The 19,420-nt window shown below is 69.7% G+C and carries 16 protein-coding genes; 7 read left to right on the top strand and 9 right to left on the bottom strand.

Translation table 11 applies throughout. From position 1 onward, the window contains the following. Nucleotides 1-62 precede the first annotated feature (62 nt). Nucleotides 63-1,313, bottom strand: a complete 1,251-nt coding sequence (locus tag I8E28_RS05380; RefSeq protein WP_200786974.1) for a glutamate carboxypeptidase — start codon at nt 1,311-1,313, stop codon at nt 63-65. Between the two features lie 194 nt (nt 1,314-1,507). Continuing rightward, nucleotides 1,508-2,029, bottom strand: a complete 522-nt coding sequence (locus tag I8E28_RS05385; RefSeq protein ID WP_200786975.1) for a hypothetical protein — start codon at nt 2,027-2,029, stop codon at nt 1,508-1,510. Between the two features lie 186 nt (nt 2,030-2,215). On the opposite strand from I8E28_RS05385, the gene I8E28_RS05390 reads away from it, so the two are divergent. The 7 genes from I8E28_RS05390 to I8E28_RS05420 all read left to right on the top strand — a co-directional run bounded on the left by I8E28_RS05390 (nt 2,216) and on the right by I8E28_RS05420 (nt 8,210). Then, nucleotides 2,216-2,821: a TorD/DmsD family molecular chaperone gene (locus I8E28_RS05390; protein ID WP_200786976.1), complete on the top strand. Its 606-nt coding sequence runs from the start codon at nt 2,216-2,218 to the stop codon at nt 2,819-2,821. Continuing rightward, complete coding sequence (locus I8E28_RS05395; protein ID WP_200786977.1) at nt 2,818-3,027, top strand: formate dehydrogenase; 210 nt, start codon at nt 2,818-2,820, stop codon at nt 3,025-3,027. Before I8E28_RS05390 ends, I8E28_RS05395 begins: the two co-directional genes overlap by 4 nt. 64 nt (nt 3,028-3,091) lie before the next feature. After that, nucleotides 3,092-5,923, top strand: a complete 2,832-nt coding sequence (locus I8E28_RS05400; RefSeq protein WP_200790304.1) for a molybdopterin-dependent oxidoreductase — start codon at nt 3,092-3,094, stop codon at nt 5,921-5,923. A 1-nt stretch (nt 5,924) separates the two neighbouring features. Beyond that, complete coding sequence (gene fdh3B, locus I8E28_RS05405) at nt 5,925-6,605, top strand: formate dehydrogenase FDH3 subunit beta (RefSeq protein ID WP_239027186.1); 681 nt, start codon at nt 5,925-5,927, stop codon at nt 6,603-6,605. Further along, nucleotides 6,602-6,835 carry a hypothetical protein gene (locus tag I8E28_RS05410; protein WP_200786978.1) on the top strand — a complete coding sequence of 78 codons (234 nt, stop codon included), beginning with the start codon at nt 6,602-6,604 and terminating at the stop codon, nt 6,833-6,835. The genes fdh3B and I8E28_RS05410 overlap by 4 nt, the downstream gene beginning before the upstream one ends. After that, a complete protein-coding gene (locus I8E28_RS05415) occupies nt 6,832-7,818 on the top strand; it encodes a formate dehydrogenase subunit gamma (RefSeq protein ID WP_200786979.1) in 987 nt (328 codons plus the stop codon). The genes I8E28_RS05410 and I8E28_RS05415 overlap by 4 nt, the downstream gene beginning before the upstream one ends. Then, nucleotides 7,815-8,210, top strand: a complete 396-nt coding sequence (locus I8E28_RS05420) for a hypothetical protein (protein ID WP_200786980.1) — start codon at nt 7,815-7,817, stop codon at nt 8,208-8,210. The genes I8E28_RS05415 and I8E28_RS05420 overlap by 4 nt, the downstream gene beginning before the upstream one ends. Before the next feature lie 119 nt (nt 8,211-8,329). On the opposite strand, the gene I8E28_RS05425 is transcribed toward I8E28_RS05420, so the two are convergent. The 7 genes from I8E28_RS05425 to rodA all read right to left on the bottom strand — a co-directional run bounded on the left by I8E28_RS05425 (nt 8,330) and on the right by rodA (nt 19,327). After that, nucleotides 8,330-10,963, bottom strand: coding sequence for a M1 family metallopeptidase (locus I8E28_RS05425; RefSeq protein WP_200786981.1), 2,634 nt, complete (start codon nt 10,961-10,963; stop codon nt 8,330-8,332). A gap of 120 nt (nt 10,964-11,083) precedes the next feature. Continuing rightward, nucleotides 11,084-12,118, bottom strand: coding sequence for a hypothetical protein (locus tag I8E28_RS05430; RefSeq protein WP_200786982.1), 1,035 nt, complete (start codon nt 12,116-12,118; stop codon nt 11,084-11,086). Between the two features lie 99 nt (nt 12,119-12,217). Then, nucleotides 12,218-13,345 (bottom strand): 3-deoxy-7-phosphoheptulonate synthase, encoded by a 1,128-nt coding sequence (locus tag I8E28_RS05435; protein ID WP_200786983.1) that lies wholly within the window; start codon nt 13,343-13,345, stop codon nt 12,218-12,220. A 307-nt stretch (nt 13,346-13,652) separates the two neighbouring features. Then, nucleotides 13,653-15,113 (bottom strand): metalloprotease TldD, encoded by a 1,461-nt coding sequence (gene tldD, locus I8E28_RS05440; RefSeq protein ID WP_200786984.1) that lies wholly within the window; start codon nt 15,111-15,113, stop codon nt 13,653-13,655. Nucleotides 15,114-15,150: 37 nt separating this feature from the next. Continuing rightward, nucleotides 15,151-17,217: a protein kinase domain-containing protein gene (locus tag I8E28_RS05445; protein WP_200786985.1), complete on the bottom strand. Its 2,067-nt coding sequence runs from the start codon at nt 17,215-17,217 to the stop codon at nt 15,151-15,153. Continuing rightward, nucleotides 17,217-18,077, bottom strand: a complete 861-nt coding sequence (locus I8E28_RS05450; RefSeq protein ID WP_338050727.1) for an NAD(P)-dependent oxidoreductase — start codon at nt 18,075-18,077, stop codon at nt 17,217-17,219. Before I8E28_RS05450 ends, I8E28_RS05445 begins: the two co-directional genes overlap by 1 nt. 95 nt (nt 18,078-18,172) lie before the next feature. Further along, nucleotides 18,173-19,327, bottom strand: a complete 1,155-nt coding sequence (gene rodA / locus I8E28_RS05455) for a rod shape-determining protein RodA (protein WP_200786987.1) — start codon at nt 19,325-19,327, stop codon at nt 18,173-18,175. Nucleotides 19,328-19,420: the final 93 nt, after the last annotated feature.

Consider the following 19,420-nt stretch of genomic DNA (forward strand, 5'->3'; position numbering starts at 1 on the left):
GGCTGTCAGTCCGGCGAACGCCGGAAACGTCGATTGCGGGTCAAGCCCGCAATGACAAACGCCTAGCTCCCCTGCCCGATGCGCATCAGCATGCGACACGCCAGGTACACCCGCCGCGGAATCGAATCCAGCTCGATGTATTCATCCCGCGCGTGGTACCCCGCCCCCGGCAGGCCCAGGCTCTCCAGCACCGCCGCATTGCCGGGTTGCTGCGCATAGCCGGCATCGGTGGCACCACCGGTGCCGGGGTACACGCGCAGCGGCTTGTCGCCGAGTTCCGCATACACCTCCTGCGCCACCTTGCCGAGCGCGTCGGTGCGCTCGTTGCGTTCGAACGGCGGGCGGCCGACGGTGAGCGTGATCGTGGACTGCGTGTCGGCGATGTGCTTGCCGGCGGCGACCTTCTGCTCGAGCGCGACGCGCAGCTTCTCGGCCGCGTCCTTGCGCGTCAGGCGCACATCGGCGGTCGCGCGTGCCGACTCGGGAATCTGGTTCGGGATCGTGCCGGTGACCAGCTGCGTCCAATTGAGTTGCGCGCCGGGAATGTCCCTGGCGAGCGTCTCCGTCTGCAGCATCTGCCACGCCGCTTCCGTGAGCGCGTTGCGTCCCGCGTCCGGTGCGGCGCCGGCGTGCGAAGCCTTGCCCTTGACGTCCAGCACGGCCGCGCCCGCGCCGGCGGCGGACAGCAGCACGCCTTCGCCGCCGCCCGGCACGTTGGCCGCGGTCGGTTCGAACGACAGCACCACGTCGTGTTGCCCCGCCAGTTCGACGATCGCCGCGGACGAGCCGAGCGACCCCGACTCCTCGTCGCCATTGAACAGAACTGTGAGCGTCGCGTAGTCCTTCCAGCCGCGCTTGTGCAGGATGTCGACGCTGTGAAGGATGACGGCGATCCCGCCCTTGTCGTCGGCGATGCCGGGGCCGTAGAGACGGTTGCCGTCCTGCTTGAGCGGCTGCGTTTGCAGGATGCCGGTGGGGTACACGGTGTCCATGTGCGCCATCAGCAGGATGCGGCGCTTGCCGGTGCCGGTCCATTGGCCGACGACGACGTCGCTGCCGTTGCCACCCGTCGTGGCGCGACGGTCGACCTTCGCGCCGAGGCCGTCCAGCCGCTTCTGCAGCACGTCGGCGACCTTCGCGATGCCGGCCGGGTCGCGCGTGCCCGATTCGAGGAGCACCAGCTCCTTCACCGTGTCGACGAGCGCGGGTTGCGCGGCCGAGGCGGCGGCGAACAGCGCGTCGTCGCGCGCGGCGACGGCGGCCGTCGAGGCGAATGCAAAGGAGAGGGCGAGGAGAAGCGGGCGAGGCGTCATGCGGGTCAGGCGGGGATCAGGAAGGGCGCCAATCATAGGCCTGCGCTTTACAACTCTTGACAGGCACGACACCCACGCACCACGCGGCCCGTCTAGAGTGGCCAGCGAACGTCCCAACATTCAGACCGTTGACGTTCACTTCGGGGCTCCCGGCATGTGCCTGCCGGGAGCCTTTCTTTTTTCTTTCGGTGCGCTCAACGCCCCTGCAAGGCCGGCGTGTCGGGCGCTTCGACCTGCCAGCGGCTGCGCAACGCGACGTACGCCGCCGCCGTGATGGCACCGAACGCGGCATGGTCCAGCACGGTCGTCACGCCCCGCGCGCCGTCGAACCAGGGAAACGCGAGCGGTGCGACCAGCCAGTAGTCGAGTCCGTACAGCGCCAGGCCCAACAGGACGCCAGCTCCCAGCGCGAACGGCAAGGCGCCGCCGCGCACCACGACGTCCACGATGCGGCCGAAGACCATGGAGAACGCGAAGTGGATCAGCAGCGCGAAGCCCGCGATGGTGAGGTTCACGTCGCCGGTGACCGGCAGGAACTGTTCGCCCAGCAGCATGGCGGAGATGCGTTCCAGCGGCTCCCAGCCGGTGCCGCCGAGCACCGTGGCGGCAAAGGCGAGTTGCGCCAGCAGGTAGGCGCAGCCGCCGACGAGGCCCGCCAGCACGCCGGCGATGGGATGGGTGCGGCGCGCGGGCGCGGCCGGGGTGTCTGTGTGCACGGGTTCTCGCCTCGAATGAATGGGGACAAATGGAAATCGGTGGAAGTCCGAGCCCATCTCTGCCGCACTGGTTCCCCTCGAGGGGCGGTGGCGCGGGAAAACCCTGCGTGCGTCGGGCGTGCCTCGTGCGGAAAAAACTGGCCTGCAGAGCCCCACGCCCTCGCGCGTGCTGTCTATGCTGGTTCGATGCTTGCCGACCCCGGGCTGCAGGACACCAGCGACGAGGATGCGGCGCGCTCGTCGATCTATGGCTTGCTCGCGCGCCTGCTCCTGCGGCCGCAGCAGGTTCCGCTGGGATGGCTTGCATCCGTCGACGTCGGTGGCGACGCGCACGACCCGCTGTCGCTGACGTGGTCGGGCCTGGTGGCTGCCAGCCGCGCCGGTCCGCAGGCGCTGCACGACGCGCACGCCGCCCTGTTCATCGCGCCGGGCACGCCGGCGATCAATCCCTACGCTTCCTGGTACCGCGACGGGGCGCTGATGAACACTTCGCTCGCCGACTTGCGTAGCGACCTGCGCGAGCTCGGCCTGCAACGCGCGAAGGACGCGCGCGAAACGGAAGACCACCTGGGCGCGCTGTGCGAGACCATGCAGCAGCTGATCCTGCGCGGCGAGCCCGTCGAAACCCAGGCGCAGTTCCTGCGGGCACATGTCTTGCCATGGGCAAGCAGGTGCCTCGCCGACATCGCCGAGCATCCGCGCGCGGGCCTGTACGCGGCCGCGGCGGCCTTCGCGACGGCGTTCCTCGCGTCCGAGGACGAGGCACTGGTGCAAGGAGAAACGACCGCATGACTGCACCGTCCCGTCCCACGTCCCGCCGCCAGGTGCTCGGCCGCGTCGCGGGCACCACCGCCGCAGCGGCTGCCGTCTCGGCGCTGCCTGCTGCGGCAGTCCAGCGCGACTCGACGCCCAGGCTCGGCGAGGGCGACGGCCAGCGCCAGCGCGGCTACACCGAGAGCGAGCACGTGCGCCGCTACTACCGCCTCGCGCGGTTCTGAGGGTTCCGTGCCCGTGCTCACGAAGCGGCGCGCGGAGTCTGCCGCGGCGCCGCGGCCGCAGTTCCTGCGCTCGCTGAAAGTGCCCCCGCTGCCAAGCCGGCGCGCGTTCCTGCGCAACGCTGGCCTGGCCGGGGCGGCCGCCGTGCTCGCGCCCGGCAAGGACTCGGTGGTGCAGGCTGCCGACCAGACACAGGCGCCGGCCAAGGTCGTGCGCGAGGTCAAGCACACTGTGTGCAGCCACTGCTCGGTCGGCTGCTCGGTGGAGGCGGTGGTCGAGAACGGCGTGTGGGTGCGCCAGGACACCGCGTTCGATTCGCCGATCAACATGGGCGCGCACTGCGCCAAGGGCGCGTCGGTGCGCGAGCACGGCCACGGCGAGCACCGGCTGCGCTACCCGATGAAGCTGGTCAACGGCGAGTACCAGCGCATCACCTGGGGCCAGGCGATCGAGGAAGTCGGCGGCAGGTTGCTGCAGATGCGCGAGCAGGCGGGCCCGGACTCGATTTTCTGGATCGGGTCGAGCAAGCACAACAACGAGCAGTCGTACCTGCTGCGCAAGTTCGTGTCCATGTTCGGCTCGAACAACACCGACCACCAGGCGCGCATCTGCCACTCCACCACGGTCGCCGGCGTCGCTCAGACCTTCGGCTATGGCGCGATGACCAATTCGTTCAACGACCTGCACTTCAGCAAGGCCGTGCTGTTCATCGGCTCCAACCCGGCCGAGGCGCACCCGATCTCCATGCTGCACTTCCTGCACGCCAAGGAACTGGGCGCCAAGATGATCGTGGTCGACCCGCGGTTCACGCGCACCGCCCGCTTCGCGCACCACTACGTGCGCATCCGTCCCGGCACCGACATCGCCTTCACCTGGGGCGTTCTCTGGCACATCTTCGCCAACGGCTGGGAGGACAGGAAGTACATCGAGGATCGAACCTACGGCATGGACGATGTGCGCAAGGAAGTGGCCAAGTGGACCCCCGACGTCGTGAGCAACGTCACTGGCGTGCCGGAGGAGACGGTCTACAAGGCGGCCGAGATGCTGGCGAAGAACCGGCCGTCGTCGGTGGTCTGGTGCATGGGCATCACGCAGCACCACGTCGGTACGGCCAACGTGCGGGCGCTGTGCATCCTGCAGCTGGCGCTGGGCAACATCGGCATCCAGGGCGGCGGTGCCAACATCTACCGCGGCCACGACAACGTGCAGGGCGCCACCGACGTCGGCCCCAACCCGGATTCGCTGCCCGGCTACTACGGCATCGCCGAGGGCGCGTGGAAGCACTTCTGCACGGCCTGGGGCGTGGACTACGACTGGCTGCTCAAGCGCTTCGGCTCCAAGGAGCTGATGGAGAAGCCCGGAACCACGGTGTCGCGCTGGTTCGACGCGGTACTGGAGCGCAACGAGGACATCGACCAGCCCAGCAACGTGCGCGCCGTCGTGTACTGGGGCCACGCGCCCAACAGCCAGACGCGCCTGCCCGACATGCGGCTGGCGATGCAGAAGCTGGACCTGCTGGTGGTGATCGACCCGTACCCGACGATGACGGCGGCGATGCACGGGCGCAAGGACGGCGTGTACCTGCTGCCGGCGGCGACGCAGTTCGAGACGCAAGGCAGCGTGACGGCGTCCAACCGCTCGATCCAGTGGCGCGAGCGCGTGATCCAGCCGATCTTCGAGTCGAAGACCGACCAGGAGATCATGTACCGCTTCGCCCGCAAGTTCGGCTTCCACGAGGAGCTGTGCAGGAACATCAAGGTGGTGCAGGACGAGCCGGTCATCGAGGACATCCTGCGCGAGATCAACCGCACCTGCTGGACCATCGGCTACACCGGTTGCTCGCCCGAGCGGCTGAAGCTGCACATGGAGCACAAGGGCGACTTCAACCCGACCACGCTGCGCGCCGAGGCGGGTCCGTGCAAGGGCGATTTCTACGGCCTGCCGTGGCCGTGCTGGGGCACGCCGGAGATCAAGCATCCCGGCACGCCGATCCTGTACGACCTGCACAAGACGGTGGCCGACGGCGGCCTGCCGTTCCGCGCCAACTGGGGCGTGGAGCACGACGGCGTGCCGCTGCTCGCGCCGGACGGCAGCACGAACAAGGGTAGCGAGATCGACACCGGCTACCCGGAGTTCGACTACGTCCTGCTGAAGAAGCTGGGCTGGTGGGGCGACCTCACGCCGGAGGAGCAGGCGCAGGCCGAAGGCAAGAACTGGAAGACCGATGCGTCGGGCGGGATCATCCGCGTGAGCATCGCGCACGGCTGCGCGCCGTTCGGCAATGCGCGGTCACGCGCTTCGGTGTGGAACTTCCCCGACCCGGTGCCGGTGCACCGCGAGCCGCTGATGTCGCCGCGCCGTGACCTGGTGGCGCGCTTCCCGACCTACGACGACCGCCGGACGCTCTGGCGCCTGCCGACGCTGTTCAAGTCGCTGCAGGCCGTGGACTTCAGCCGGCAGTTCCCGCTGATCATGACCTCGGGCCGGCTGGTCGAGTACGAAGGCGGTGGTGACGAGACGCGGTCCAACCCGTGGCTGGCCGAGCTGCAGCAGGCGATGTTCGTGGAGATCAATCCGCTCGACGCCGCGCAGCTGCCGGTGAAGACCAGGGACTTCGTCTGGGTGGAAACGCCTTCCGGCGCCCGGCTGAAGATCCAGGCCTACGTCACGCCGCGCGTGCCGCAGGGGCTGGTGTGGATGCCCTACCACTTCGGTGGCTGGTGGATGGGCGAGGACCAGCGCAAGAACTACCCCAAGGGCGCCGCCCCGATCGTGCTGGGCGAAGCGGCCAACACCGGCTGGACCTACGGCTACGACGTGGTGACCATGATGCAGGAGACCAAGGTGTCGCTCTGCCGGCTGGCACCGTTCCATGGCGGATTGGGCAAGGGGGCGTGACATGGCCGCACGCATGAAGTTCATCTGCGACACGGAGCGCTGCATCGACTGCATGGGCTGCGTGACGTCGTGCAAGAACGAGAACGAGACGCCCTGGGGCGTCAACCGGCGCCGCGTGGTGACCATCGGCGACGGCGAGCCGGGCGAGAAATCGATCTCGGTCGCCTGCATGCACTGCACCGACGCGCCGTGCATGGCGGTGTGCCCGGTCGATTGCTTCTATCACACGGAAGACGGCGTGGTGCTGCACGACAAGGACATGTGCATCGGCTGCGGCTACTGCTACTACGCGTGCCCGTTCGGCGCGCCGCAGTTCCCGCAGACCGGCGCGTTCAACCACCGCGGCAAGATGGACAAGTGCACCTTCTGCGCCGGCGGGCCGGAGCCGGACACGTCGGCCGACGAGTTCCGCAAGTACGGGCGCAACCGGCTGGCCGAAGGCAAGCTGCCCGTGTGCGCCGAGCAGTGCGGCACCAAGGCGCTGCTGGGCGGCGACGCGAACGTGATCGCCGAGATCTACAAGCACCGGGTCGAGACGCGCGGCTACGGGCCCGAGCTGTGGGGCTGGGACCTGGCCTACAACCCCGGCAAGCGCGGCAGCATCACCAACAAGGGCGACGGCCCGCGCGAGAACCAGGTCCCGAACGACACGCAGAACAAGCCGGGGAAGCTGCCGACATGACCGCCGCGCGCATCGCCCTGCTGCTGGCCGCCGCGTCGCTGCTGGCCGGCTGCCTGGAAGTGGAGCAGCACGAGCCGTGGCGGCACGGCGCGTTCGATGGCAAGCCCGACGACCTGCGCCCGCACGCGCTGTTCGGCAACGACCGGCTCGCGTGGTACGCGGCCATCAACAACCGCAACCAGCGCCAGAACGAATACAACCGCACGCCCGAGAAGGGAGGCGCGCCATGAAACGCCTTCTGGCGTCGCTCCTGCTGCTGGTCATGTGCGCGGTGACGACGGCGGCGGTTCCCGACAAGGACGCCGTTCCCGCTTATGCCGAGGAGCAGACCATCCTGCAGCAGGAGCAGGGCTACCCCGAACCCGGCCTGCAGGACTTCGCGTCCGGCCGGCAGCACATGGACCGGCACTGGATCGTTCCGATCGGGCGCGACCCGGAGTCCAACGTCATCCTGCAACGCGGCGGCAACACGTGGCGCACCATCCGCAACGGCCCGCTGGCACTGGCGGCCGGCACGATCCTGCTGCTGGCATCGCTGGCGGTGCTGGGCTTGTGGGGCCTGGGCGTGAAGGCGGAGGAGCCGCCGCAGACGGGTCGGCGCCTGGTGCGCTTCTCGCGCTGGCAGCGCTGGGTGCACTGGACGACGGCGATCAGCTTCATCGTGCTGGCGGTGACCGGGCTGCTGATCCTGTTCGGCAAGAAGCTGCTGATCCCCTTGATCGGCCACGACGCGTTCTCGTGGATCGCGGTCATCTCGAAGTACGTGCACAACGTCGCCGGGCCGTTCTTCGTGCTGTGCACCCTGGTGATGTTCGCGACCTTCGTGCACCACAACTTCTTCGAGCGCGCCGACTGGCACTGGGTCCGCACCGCGGGCGGGCTGCTGTCGCGCGAGCGGCATCCGCCGGCGCCGTATTTCAACGCCGGCGAGAAGGCGTGGTTCTGGGGCGGCGTGGTGCTGCTGGGGCTGGTGATGTCCGTCACCGGACTGGTGCTGGACTTCGTGATTGCCGACCAGACGCGCTACCTGCTGCAGATCGCCAACTACCTGCACCTCGGCGCCGGCGCGCTGTACATGGCGGCCGCCCTGGGGCACATCTACATCGGCACCGTGGGCACGCCGGGCGCGTACGACGCGATGCGCGAAGGCACGGTCGACGAAGGCTGGGCGCGCGAGCACCACGCGCTGTGGCTGGAAAGGACGCAGCGATGAGGCCGGTCGTGTTGCTGGCCGTGCTGCTGCTCGCCGCATGCGATCGCGGCGGCGCGAAGGTGGACGGTGTCGTGCAGACGAAAGCGCCGGGCCACATCGCCGCGGGCGGCAAGACCAGCGGCGAGGTGATCGCCGCCAGCCCGGAAGACGAGAAGGCGGGCACCAGCGGGCCGGCCGGCACGCCGGGCATTCCGCAGGGGTCGGGTGGCAACACTGGAGGCACGGCACTTGGCGGCGCACTGGGCCAGCAGCCGACGGCGAACGTGCCTCCGCCGCCAGTGCGCAGCGAGAAGGCGGGCACCGCGCCTGCCAGCGAGGACGTCAAGACCGGCGTGCAGCCCCAGCCGCCCGGCGTGCGCTCGGATGCGCCGGACAAGGCGGGGCAGAAGTAATCTCCCGTCGTCCCCGCGGAGGCGGGGACCCATCGCTTCCATGTTCACGTCCGAGCAAGGCGAACGCGATGATTCCCGCCTTCGCGGGAATGACGACATCGAGCCCCGACGACGTACCGTCAGTGCGCGCCCCGCGCCCGCAGGCACACGTCGATCTCCTCCAGCGCGAGCGCCAGCCGGCGGGGGCGGCCGGGCACCGTCGGCGATCCGGGGCCGTACAGCCTGGCGACCTCGGCCCGCTCTTGCGGCGTGCAGACGTTCGCATGCAGGCTCGGGAAGCGGCCCTGCATTTCGTCCGGGACGCGCTGTGCCAACTCGGCCTGGTGGGCGGCGAAGAAGCGCAGCACGGCAGGCGCCGCCTGCGGCTGCCAGGCCGCTTCGGAAAACAGCTCCATCGACTCGCGCAAGTCGACGCCAGGCGCCAGCGCGGCATCGAACGCACGTGCGAGCAGGCGGTCGTCGGGCAGGTAGGCGAGCGTGCCCCACAGGTCCTCGCGGACCTTGAGTTCGCGTGTGTCACGCAGGACACCCAGCACCTGGTCGACGAACGCATCGTCGCCGGCGCGCGCAGCAGCGTGCAGCGGCTCGCGCCATTGGCCGCGCAGCGCCTTGCGGTCGCCGCCGAGCCAGGCTCGCGCGAGCTGGCGCGCTTGCCCCGACAACTCGGGGTCCTGTCCCTCGAGCGTCACCAGCGGCAGCAGGGCGAGGCGCAGCTTGCGATCGGCGTCGGTGTCGCTGTCGCGTGGCAGCCAGCCGATGTGTCGCGCCGCGGCACCGAAGTGCTCGCGCACCCAGGCCGGCCACTGCGCGCGTTGCGGCGGCGTGAAGAGGGCGGGGTGCAGGGAGTGCGCCGCCTCGGCGACAGCCGCCAGCACTTGCGCGCGCGGGTCACGGGCCAGGGCCGCCAGCAGGGGCAGCAACTCGTCGAGCGGCACGGCGCCGGACGCGGCCAGGTAGGTCTGCTCGCGTACGAGCGCGACGGCTTCGAGCGGTTGCAGCGGAGCGGCGGCGAGCTTGGCGAGTGCACCGGGCTGCAGCCGCGTGAGGTAGTAGCCGGTGCCGGCGGGATTGGGCAGCACCCACGCCGGGCAGTTCGACAGGCGGCCGGGCGGGGCCATCGTGCCGCGCTGTTCCTTCAGCAGCGTGCAACTCTCGCCGGCGTCGGTGCGCACGCACACGGGCAATTCCCAGGCCTGCGGCGTCGTCTCGCGCAGGCCCGGCAGGAAGCGCTGCTGCCGCAGCCGCAGCAGTGGCACGTGCGCATCGCAATCGAGCTGCACGTCCACGAGCGGCAGCCCCGGCTGGTGCACGAAGCCGCTGAAGCTGCGTGCCACGGCCGGGTCGGTCGCGCCGATCGCGGCGAAGAAGTCCTCCGCGGTGGCGTTGCCGTACGCGTGCTGCGCGAGGTAGCGCCGCACGCCGTCGCGAAAGGCCACCTCGCCCACGCGTTGCTCGTACATGCGCAGCAACGCGCCGCCCTTGCTGTAGGTGATGCGGTCGAAGGCGGTGGCCAGGTCGTCGCGCGTGCGCACGGGCTGGCGTACCTGGCGCGTGCTGGGCAGGCGGTCGGCCTCGAACGCCTCCTGGCGGCTCGCTTCGCGGCGCAGCCCGCTCTCCCACGCCGGATCGAAGCTGCTGCGGATCTTGTCGGCCATCCAGGTGGCGAACGATTCGTTCAGCCAGATGTCGTCCCACCAGCGCATGGTCACCAGGTCGCCGAACCACTGGTGCGCCATCTCGTGCGCGCCGATGCTGGCGTACGTCTGCCGGAAGCGATCGTCCTCGCGCTCGGCCGGTGCGATGAGGAAGTTCGCGCGGTACGTGATCAGCCCCGGGTTCTCCATCGCCCCGAAGCTCAGGGTGATGGGGATGGCCATGCTGTCCAGCTTCTCGAACGGGTACGCGATGCCGAAATAGTCCTCCAGCATCGCCAGCAGGCGCGGCGTGGCTTCGCGCGCGAAGCCCACCTCGCCCGCACGGCCCTTGGGCACCACGTAGCGCAGCGGCGTCTGCTGCCGGCCCGCGCGGCCGCCGTCGACGATCTCGAACGGGCCGACGCCGAGCGCGACCAGGTAGCTGGGCAGCGGCCTGGTGGTCGCGAACCGCACGGCGTCCCACTGCGCATCGACGGTCGTGCGCGCCGCTTCCGGCGTGTTGGACACGGCCTTGTCGCCCCGGGGCACTTCCAGCGTCAAGGTCCATGGCGTCTTCCAATGCGGCTCGTCGAAGGACGGGAAGGCGCGGCGTGCGTTGGTCGCTTCGAACTGGCTGAACGCGTACCACTCGCCGAGGTCTTGCTGCCGGAACAGCCCGCGCGACGCCGTCGACGACAGGCGACCGTTGAACTCCATGCGCAGCACTGCAAGTCCCGCGGGCGCCTGGCGCTGCAACTGCACGCCGATGAAGTCCTCGCCCGCCGCCGACGCCGTGGCAGCAATCTCGCCGGCGGAGGTCTCGAGCACCGCACGCGTGACGGCCAGGCGCGTGCCGTGCACCCAGAAGAAGTCGAGCGGACGCGCCAGGTCGACGTCGATCGCGACGCGGCCGGTGAACGGCTCGGTGCGCGGGTCGATGCGCAGCGTGAGTGCGTACGCGGTCGGCTTCACGTCATCGCCGAGCCGCATCTCGGGCGGTGTGCGGTCGGCCGCTGTCGCTGGCAGCGCCGCGGCCAGCAGGACGATGGCGATGAAGGAGCGGAGGAGTCGAAGCGGCGCGGCGAGGCGCGCCTGCGTGGCGTGGACGGCGTGGTGCAAGGGTGGTGCCCGGGAGTGACGTCGGAGGTGCGCCGCGCTCGTGGCGCGGGCGGCGCGATCATGCAAGAGCACGCGCGGCGCACGGCTCAGGGCATTCCCGTGGGCAGCAAGCCCGGTTCGCTACTGGTCGAGTTGCAGTGGCGCGGGGGCCGTGCGGTCGCTGCGGCTGCCGCGCTGGCGCAGGATGGGCGGCAGGTGCGAATCGTCGTGGCGCGAGGCCGGCATGACGCTGTGCGTGGACGATCCGATCTCCTCCTCCGAGGGCAGGCTGGCGATGGGCGCGGCCCGCTTCGGGTTGGAGGTGATGGCGCCCACCAGGTACAGGGCCCCCAGGTCGGCGGCGATGCGGCTGGCCTCGATGCCGGTGCGGTCCTGCAGCTCGGGCATCGTGCCCGGCGCGGTCGCCAGCTCGCGCAGCAGCAGCAGGTGCGAGTCCTGCAGCAGGCGCTGCGGCAGGCGCGGCGGGCGGCGGAAGTACAGCATGTCGCTGCGGTAGCGGCGCGGCAGCACGTCGCGCGTGGTGCGCAGCGCGTACTCCCACATCAGGCGCGACAGGCTGCAGCGGAAGAAGTGGGCCGGGATCTGGTCGGGCGTGCGCTGCGCGAGCGCGGTCCACATCGCATTGTCGAAGTCGACGGCGGAGGCGCTGGTGAACACGCCGACGTCGCCGCGCAGGTCGACCACCGCGATCAGCGCGCCGTCACGCGGCCGCTCGACGCGGTACACGCCCGAGCCGAGCGCCGATTCCTGTTCGAGGATCTGCGAAGCCAGGCAGAACTGCGCGATCTGCGGCCGCAGCAGCTGCTCGAACTTGCGCAGCACGCCGGCCACGCTGCCGGGATCGAGGTTGAACACGATGTCCGGCTGGAACGCGCGCGGCAGCGGCGCGGCATAGGCCGCCGGCCGGTTCAGGCTGGACGGGTCCAGCTGGGTCGAGCGGCCCGAGGGGATGCCGGAGGCCACGCGCAACAGGCCTTCGGGCAGCAACTGGGTGCGGGCGCCGTTGATCCACAGCGCGTCCGCTTCCTGCGCGGGCGCGAACTCCCACGCCTGCCGCGTGGCGGTGTCCTCGTTCAGCGATTCGTGCAGCGCGTCCTGCTGCTGCTGCGAAAAGCCGATCAGGCCGATGCGAAGGGACGGGATTTCCAGGGCCATGGGGTTCGGGCGGCCGTCGCACGGAACTGCATGCGCGACAGCCGACCGGCCACTCTAGCGAAGCCCAACCATGACGTAAAGAAATGTTGCATCACCCTTTCAGGTGGCGCGGCGCGCGTGGACGGCACGCGACAGCACCTCCAGCAGTTCCGTGGAATCGGACCACCCCAGGCAGGCGTCAGTAATGCTCTTGCCGTACTCCAGGCGGGTCGGGTCGTCTTTTCCGGGGGTGAATTTCTGGGCGCCGGCTTGCAAATGGCTTTCGACCATCACGCCGAACACGCTGCGCGACCCGCCGGCGATCTGCCCGGCGATGTCGCGCGCGACGTCCAGCTGCTTGTCATGCTGCTTGCTGCTGTTGGCATGGCTGCAGTCGACCATCAGGCGCGGGTTCAGCTTGCTGGCTTCCAGTTCGCGGCAGGCCGTGGCGACGCTGGCAGCGTCGTAGTTGGGCGCCTTGCCGCCGCGCAGGATCACGTGGCAGTCGCGGTTGCCGTTGGTCTGCACGATGGCGACCTGGCCGTTCTTGTGCACCGACAGGAAGTGGTGGCCGCGCGCCGCGGCCTGGATGGCATCGGTGGCGATGCGGATGTTGCCGTCGGTGCCGTTCTTGAAGCCGATGGGCGCCGACAGGCCCGACGCGAGTTCGCGGTGCACCTGGCTTTCCGTCGTGCGCGCGCCGATCGCGCCCCACGCGATCAGGTCGCCGATGTACTGCGGCGAGATCACGTCGAGGAACTCGCTGCCCGCCGGCAGGCCCAGGCGGTTGATCTCGATCAGCAGCTGGCGCGCGATGCGCAGGCCTTCGTCGATGCGGTAGCTCTCGTCCAGGTAAGGGTCGTTGATCAGGCCCTTCCAGCCGACCGTGGTGCGCGGCTTCTCGAAATAGACACGCATCACGATCTCCAGCGAGTCCGCGTACTTCGCACGCAGCTCCTTCAGCTTGCGCGCGTAGTCGAGCGCGGCGCCGGGGTCGTGGATGGAGCAGGGGCCGATGACGACCAGCAGCCGGTCGTCCTCGCCCGCCATGATGTTGTGGATGCGCCGCCGCGTCTGCTGGATCAGCGATTCGACCGCGGTGCCGCGGATCGGGAAGAAGCGGATCAGGTGTTCGGGGGGCGGCAACACGGTGATGTCCTTGATGCGTTCGTCGTCGGTCTCGCTGGTCTTGTCAAAGGGCGGACGCGCATACCAGGCCTCGGTGGCGGTGGTGGACGGGACGGTCATCGTGGATCTCCGGTGGACAGGATTCGAAGGGCGAAAAAAAAACCGCCGGGGGGTGCCCGGCGGTTTGGGAGTCTCTGTGCGTGTTCTTCGCGTGCGCCTAGAGCTCTCGACCGCCGGGGCCGGAGAACCAGTAGAAGCCAAAGAAGAACACGGACTGCTTGCGCATGGTTGGGATGCTAGCACACGCCATCCACTGCCGAATGAGACCCCGGCAGGCACCGCCTGCGGCACTCGCCGGCTCGCGCGAGCAGCACTCGGGGTCGAACGAGGATGGATTCCGGCTTTCGCCAGAATGACAAAGGGGGAACTACGCTGTTCCGCCGACCGTCAGGCCGTCGATGCGCAGCGTGGGTTGGCCGACGCCGACCGGGACGCTCTGGCCTTCCTTGCCGCAGGTGCCGACGCCGGTGTCCAGCTGCATGTCGTCGCCGATCATGGTCACGCGGGTCAGGGCGTCGGGGCCGTTGCCGACCAGGGTGGCGCCCTTGACGGGGTACTGGATCTTGCCGTTCTCGACCCAGTAGGCCTCGCTCGCGGAAAACACGAACTTGCCGGACGTGATGTCGACCTGGCCGCCGCCGAAGTTGGTGGCGTACAGGCCCTTCCTGATGCTGGCCACGATCTCCTCGGGGGCCTTGTCGCCGCCGAGCATGTACGTGTTGGTCATGCGCGGCATCGGGATGTGCGCATAGCTCTCGCGGCGGCCGTTGCCGGTGGGCTTGACGCCCATCAGGCGCGCATTGAGCGAGTCCTGGATGTAGCCGCGCAGGATGCCGTCCTCGATCAGCACGGTGCGCTGGCTCGGGTTGCCTTCGTCGTCGACGTTGAGCGAGCCGCGGCGATCGGCGATGGTGCCGTCGTCGAGCACCGTCACGCCGGGCGCGGCGACGCGCTGGCCGACGCGGCCGGAGAACGCGCTCGAGCCCTTGCGGTTGAAGTCGCCTTCCAGGCCGTGGCCGATCGCCTCGTGCAGCAGGATGCCGGGCCAGCCGGGGCCGAGCACGACGACCATCTCGCCGGCGGGAGCGGGACGCGCTTCGAGGTTCGTCAGCGCCGCCTTCACCGCGTCGTCCACGTAGTCCTGCAGGCGCGCGTCGTCGAAGTAGGCCAGGCCGAAGCGGCCGCCACCGCCGCTGCTGCCGACTTCGCGGCGGCCCTTGTGCTCGGCGATCACGGTGACCGACAGGCGCACCAGCGGACGCACGTCGGCAGCCAGCGTGCCATCGGCGCGCGCGACCATCACGACGTCCCACTCGGCGGCGAGGCCGGCCATCACCTGGCGGATCTTGCTGTCCTTCTTGCGCGCCATCTGCTCGACGCGCTCGAGCAGCTTGACCTTGGCCGTGCTGTCGAGCGTGGCGATCGGATCGAGCGCGGGGTACAGCGAGCGGCTCGAGGCCACGTTGCGCGAGGGCACCTTCACGCGGCCGCCGCGCGACGCGGCGCCGATGGCACGCACAGTGCGCGCGGCGTCGAGCAGCGACGCTTCGGAGATGTCGTCGGAATAGGCGAAGGCGGTCTTCTCGCCGCTGACCGCACGCACGCCGACACCCTGGTCGATGCTGAAGCTGCCGGTCTTGACGATGCCTTCCTCGAGGCTCCAGCCCTCGCTGCGCGTGTACTGGAAGTAGAGGTCCGCGTCGTCGACCTGGTGCGCCTGGATCTCGGCCAGCGCGCGCGAAAGGTGGGTTTCGTCGAGGCCGAACGGCTCGAGCAACAGCTGCTGGGCGGTGGCCAGCCGCTCGATGGTGGGTTCGCGGGAGATCATCGACGGATTCTAGGGGGCCGCCCGGTGGCCCCCAGCTCTACTGGAGCTTGGGCTGCAACGTGCGCAAGAGCTGGCGCTGGCCCAGTTCCGCCAGCACGACGGCCGCGCTGGAGAACCGCTCGGCCGGGTCCTTGGCCATCAGGTGGTCCAGCACCGGCTGGAACACGGCGTGCTCGGGAGGCAGCTTCGGCACGGGTGCGTTGAGGTGCAGCGCGAGCAACTGCTCGAGCGCATCGGCGCGATAGGGGCGCTCGCCCGTGAGCATCTCGTAGAGCATCACCCCCAGGGTGTACAGGTCCGACGCCGGCGTGATCGCGTGGCCGCCGGCTTGCTCCGGGCTCAGGTAGTACGGCGTGCCGAGGATGTCGCCGTGCTGCGTGGTGGTGAGCGCGAAGTTCTCGCCGCCCAGCATCGACTTGGCGATGCCGAAGTCCGCCAGCGCGACGCTGCCGTCGGCGCGGCGCATCACGTTCTCGGGTTTCAAATCGCGGTGCACGATGCCGTGCGCGTGGATCGCCTGCAGCGCTTGGGCCAGCTGCTCCAGCACGTCGAGCACGCGGTCCTGCGACATGCCTCCCGAGAGCTCGGTGCGCAGGTCGCCGGCCGGGAAGTACTCCATCGCGATGTAGGCGTGGTCGTCGGTGAAGCCCTGGTCGTGGATGCGCACGACGTGCGGGTGCTGCACCTGCGACAGCAGCGCGTACTCCTGGATGAAGCGCGTGAGGTGCTCGGCGGCGTTCTTGCCGCTCGCGTCGAGCACCTTGAGCACGACGTGCAACCCGTCGTCGTCGCGCTCGGCGAGATAGACATCGGTCATGCCGCCAGAGCCGATCTTGCGCGTGAGGCGATAGCCGCGCAGGCGCAACGGCTCTTCGCCGGGCGCGAAGCGGTGCGTCTTCAGCGTGGCCAGCCGCGACTGCAACGCGCCCTTGACGGCGCGAGCGGTGATCTCGGAATTCACCTGCAGTGCAGCGGCGAGCTCCTCGCTGCGTTGCGCTTCGCCGGTCGCTCCGGACACGTCGGCCGCGATGCCGGTGATCTCGGCGGCGTCGACGAAGGTGGCCTTGCGCACTTCGAGCGAAGTCATCGCCCGCGTCGCCACGCCTTCGCCGGCCAGCTGCAGCACGTCGACTGTGGCGGCGACGGTCCAGCCGAGTTCCTTGCTCGCGGCCTCGACGCGGGCCGCGATGTTGACGGTTTCGCCGACGGCGGTCGATTCGTTGCTGGACGCCTCGCGGTACAGCGTCACCGGCCCCGTGTGCAGGCCGATGCCGATGGCGAACGGCGGCAGCGCGCGCTGCGGGAACCGGTGCTCGACCCACCCGCGGAAGTCGTGCGCCGCCAGCGCCATGTCCAGCGCCGCCGCGATCGCGCGGCGGGCGCCGCTGCTCGAGGCCGGTGCGCCCGGTGCGTCGGGGAACAGCGCCACCAGGCTGTCGCCCAGGAACTTCAGGTGCGCGCCGCCGTGGCGCAGGCCCTGCACGGTGATGCGCTCGAACCAGCCGGTGAGCAATTCCGTCACTTCCGGCGCGCCCAGCCGTTCGGCCAGGCTGGTGAAGTTGCGGATGTCGGCCACCAGCACGGTGGCGTGCAGCGTGGCTTCGGCGACGGCGCCCTGCGGCGTTTCCAGCCCGAAGCGATCGGCGGGCTTGCGGCCCGCGAGGCTCTCCGCGAACGCCTGCCGCAGGCCCGATTCGTGCGCGCTGACCGCCTGCTCGATGCTCTGCTCCAGCCGCACCTTCTTCTTCAGCAGGCCGGTGAGTCCTTCCAGCAACTCGATGCGCGTGAACGGCTTGGCCAGGTAGTCATCGGCGCCGGCCGTCATGCCGCGCCGCATGCTGGCGCGGTCGTCCAGCGCGGTGAGCAGCATGACGGGCGTGGAGGCGATCGTGGCGTCGGCACGGATCGCTTCCAGCAGCGCGAAGCCATCCATCTGCGGCATGCTGATGTCGGAGATGACGACGTCCGGCCGCACCTCGCGCACCTTCTCCAGCGCGGCGACGCCGTCGATGGCCGGCACCACGTCGTAGCCCTCGAGCTTGAGCAGGCGCGCGATGTTGTTGCGGATAGCGTCGTCGTCCTCGACGACCAGCACGGTGGTCATCACGCGGCCCGGATCACTTGCAGCACCGCCGCGTCGTCCTGCTGCGCCAGGCCGGCGTCGGCAGCTTGCGCGAACACGTCGCGTGCAGCGCTGCCCAAAGGGCCCTGGAAGCCGGCTCGGGTGGCGGCTTCGACCGCCAGGCGCGTGTCCTTCTGCAGCAGCGTGACGTGGGCTCGCGGTTCGTAATCGCCCTCGAGCGCGCGACGCATGCGGTCCGAGCCGATCCAGCTCTGGCCGCTGGACTGCTCGATCACGTCCAGCGTCCGGCGTGCGTCCAGGCCCAGCCGCTCGGCCATTGCGATGGCTTCGGCCGCGCCGACCAGGTTGATGCCGGCCAGCAGGTTGTTCACCAGCTTGGTCCGTGCACCATCGCCGCAGCGCGTGCCGACCCGGAACACCTTGCTGCTCAGCGCCTGGAGCAAGGGCCCGGCGCGATCGGCGGCCGCGTCGCTGCACGCGACCATCAGGCTCATGCTGCCCTCGAGCGCGCGTTGCGGCCCGCCGGACATCGGGGAGTCGATCGGCAGCAGGCCCAGGGCGTCGAGCCGCGCGGCGAGGCGCTCGGTGTCCTCAGGGGCGATGGTGGGGCAGAGGAGAACCGGCGTGCCGGCCTGCAGCGTGCCCGCCGCACCTTGGGCGCCGAACAGCACATCGTCGGCTTGGGACGCATCGACGACGCAAACGATCAGGGCGGTGGCGCCTTGCGCTGCCGCCGCGGGACTGGCCGCAGCTTGCGCACCCGCGGCGACCAGCGCCTGCACCTTCGCTTCGACCAGGTCGCAGGCCTGCACCGCCCAGCCGAGGGACAACAGGCGGCCGGCCATGCCGCCGCCCATGTTCCCGACGCCGACGATGCCCACGGTGTCGCACTGTGAGCCCCCACGCTCCCCCACTGCCTGTGGCTCGCTGCCCCCCGAGGGGGCGTTCGCATCCAGGGGCGGCCCGTCGATGCTCATCAACTCTGCACGAGCCGCTTGGCCTTGGCGATCGACATCAGGATGCCCAGGCTCAGGCCCAGGGTCACCATGGCCGTGCCGCCGTAGCTGACGAAGGGCAGGGGCACGCCCACCACCGGCAGGATGCCGCTGACCATGCCCATGTTGACGAACGCGTAGACGAAGAAACTCATGGTGATGGCGCCCGCCATCAGCCGCGAGAACAGGGTCGACGCCTCCAGCGCGATGGCCAGCCCGCGCAGGATCAGGAAGCTGAAGCCGGCGATCAGCAGCAGGTTGCCGGCCAGGCCGAACTCCTCGGAATAGGCGGCGAAGATGAAGTCGGTGGTGCGCTCGGGGATGAACTCCAGGTGCGTCTGGGTCCCCTGCATGAACCCCTTGCCGAGGAAGCCGCCCGAGCCGATGGCGATCATCCCCTGGATGATGTGGAAGCCCTTGCCCAGCGGGTCCTTGCTGGGGTCCAGCAGGGTGCAGATGCGCTGCTGCTGGTAGTCGTGCAGCACCGGCCAGCGGTTGCCCTCCGCGCACAGCTGCGGCTCGAAAGCGATGACCAGGACCAGCCCGATCAGCCCGATGACGACCGGGGGGACGATCAGCTTCCAGGACAGGCCGGCGAAGAAGATGACGGCCAGGCCCGCGGCCAGCACCAGCATCGAGGTGCCCAGGTCCGGCTGCTTCATGATCAGGCCCACCGGCACCAGCAGCAGCAGCCCGGCGACGGCGTAGTCCAGCGGCCGCAACTGGCCTTCGCGCTTCTGGAACCACCAGGCCAGCATCAGCGGCATGGCGATCTTCAGGATCTCGCTCGGCTGGATGACCACCCCGACGTTGATCCAGCGCCTGGCGCCCTTCTTGGTGATGCCGAAGATGGCCACCGCGATCAGCAGCGCCACCCCGAGCGTGTACAGCGGCACGGCGAGGCTCATGAGGCGCTGCGGCGGCACCTGGGCCACCACGAACATGATCATGCCGGCCAGCAGCATGTTGCGCGCGTGGTCGGTGAAGCGGCCGCTGAAGTCGAAGCCCACCGAATACATCGCGGTCAGCCCGGTGCAGGCGAGCAGGAAGATGGCGAAGGCGAGCGGGCCGTCGAAGCCCTGGAACATGGGCGCAGCGCGCTGCCAGAGCGGCGGCTTCTCGAAGACGGCGGACATAGGCGGCCATTATCCCGCCGCGGCGAGCCACGCCCCTGTGCATTCCGTCCGGAATGGCGGGTCCGCCAAAGGACGGACTCGTGTCCGCGGGGG

Source organism: Ramlibacter algicola, from assembly GCF_016641735.1.
GTDB classification, from domain to species: domain Bacteria; phylum Pseudomonadota; class Gammaproteobacteria; order Burkholderiales; family Burkholderiaceae_C; genus Ramlibacter; species Ramlibacter algicola.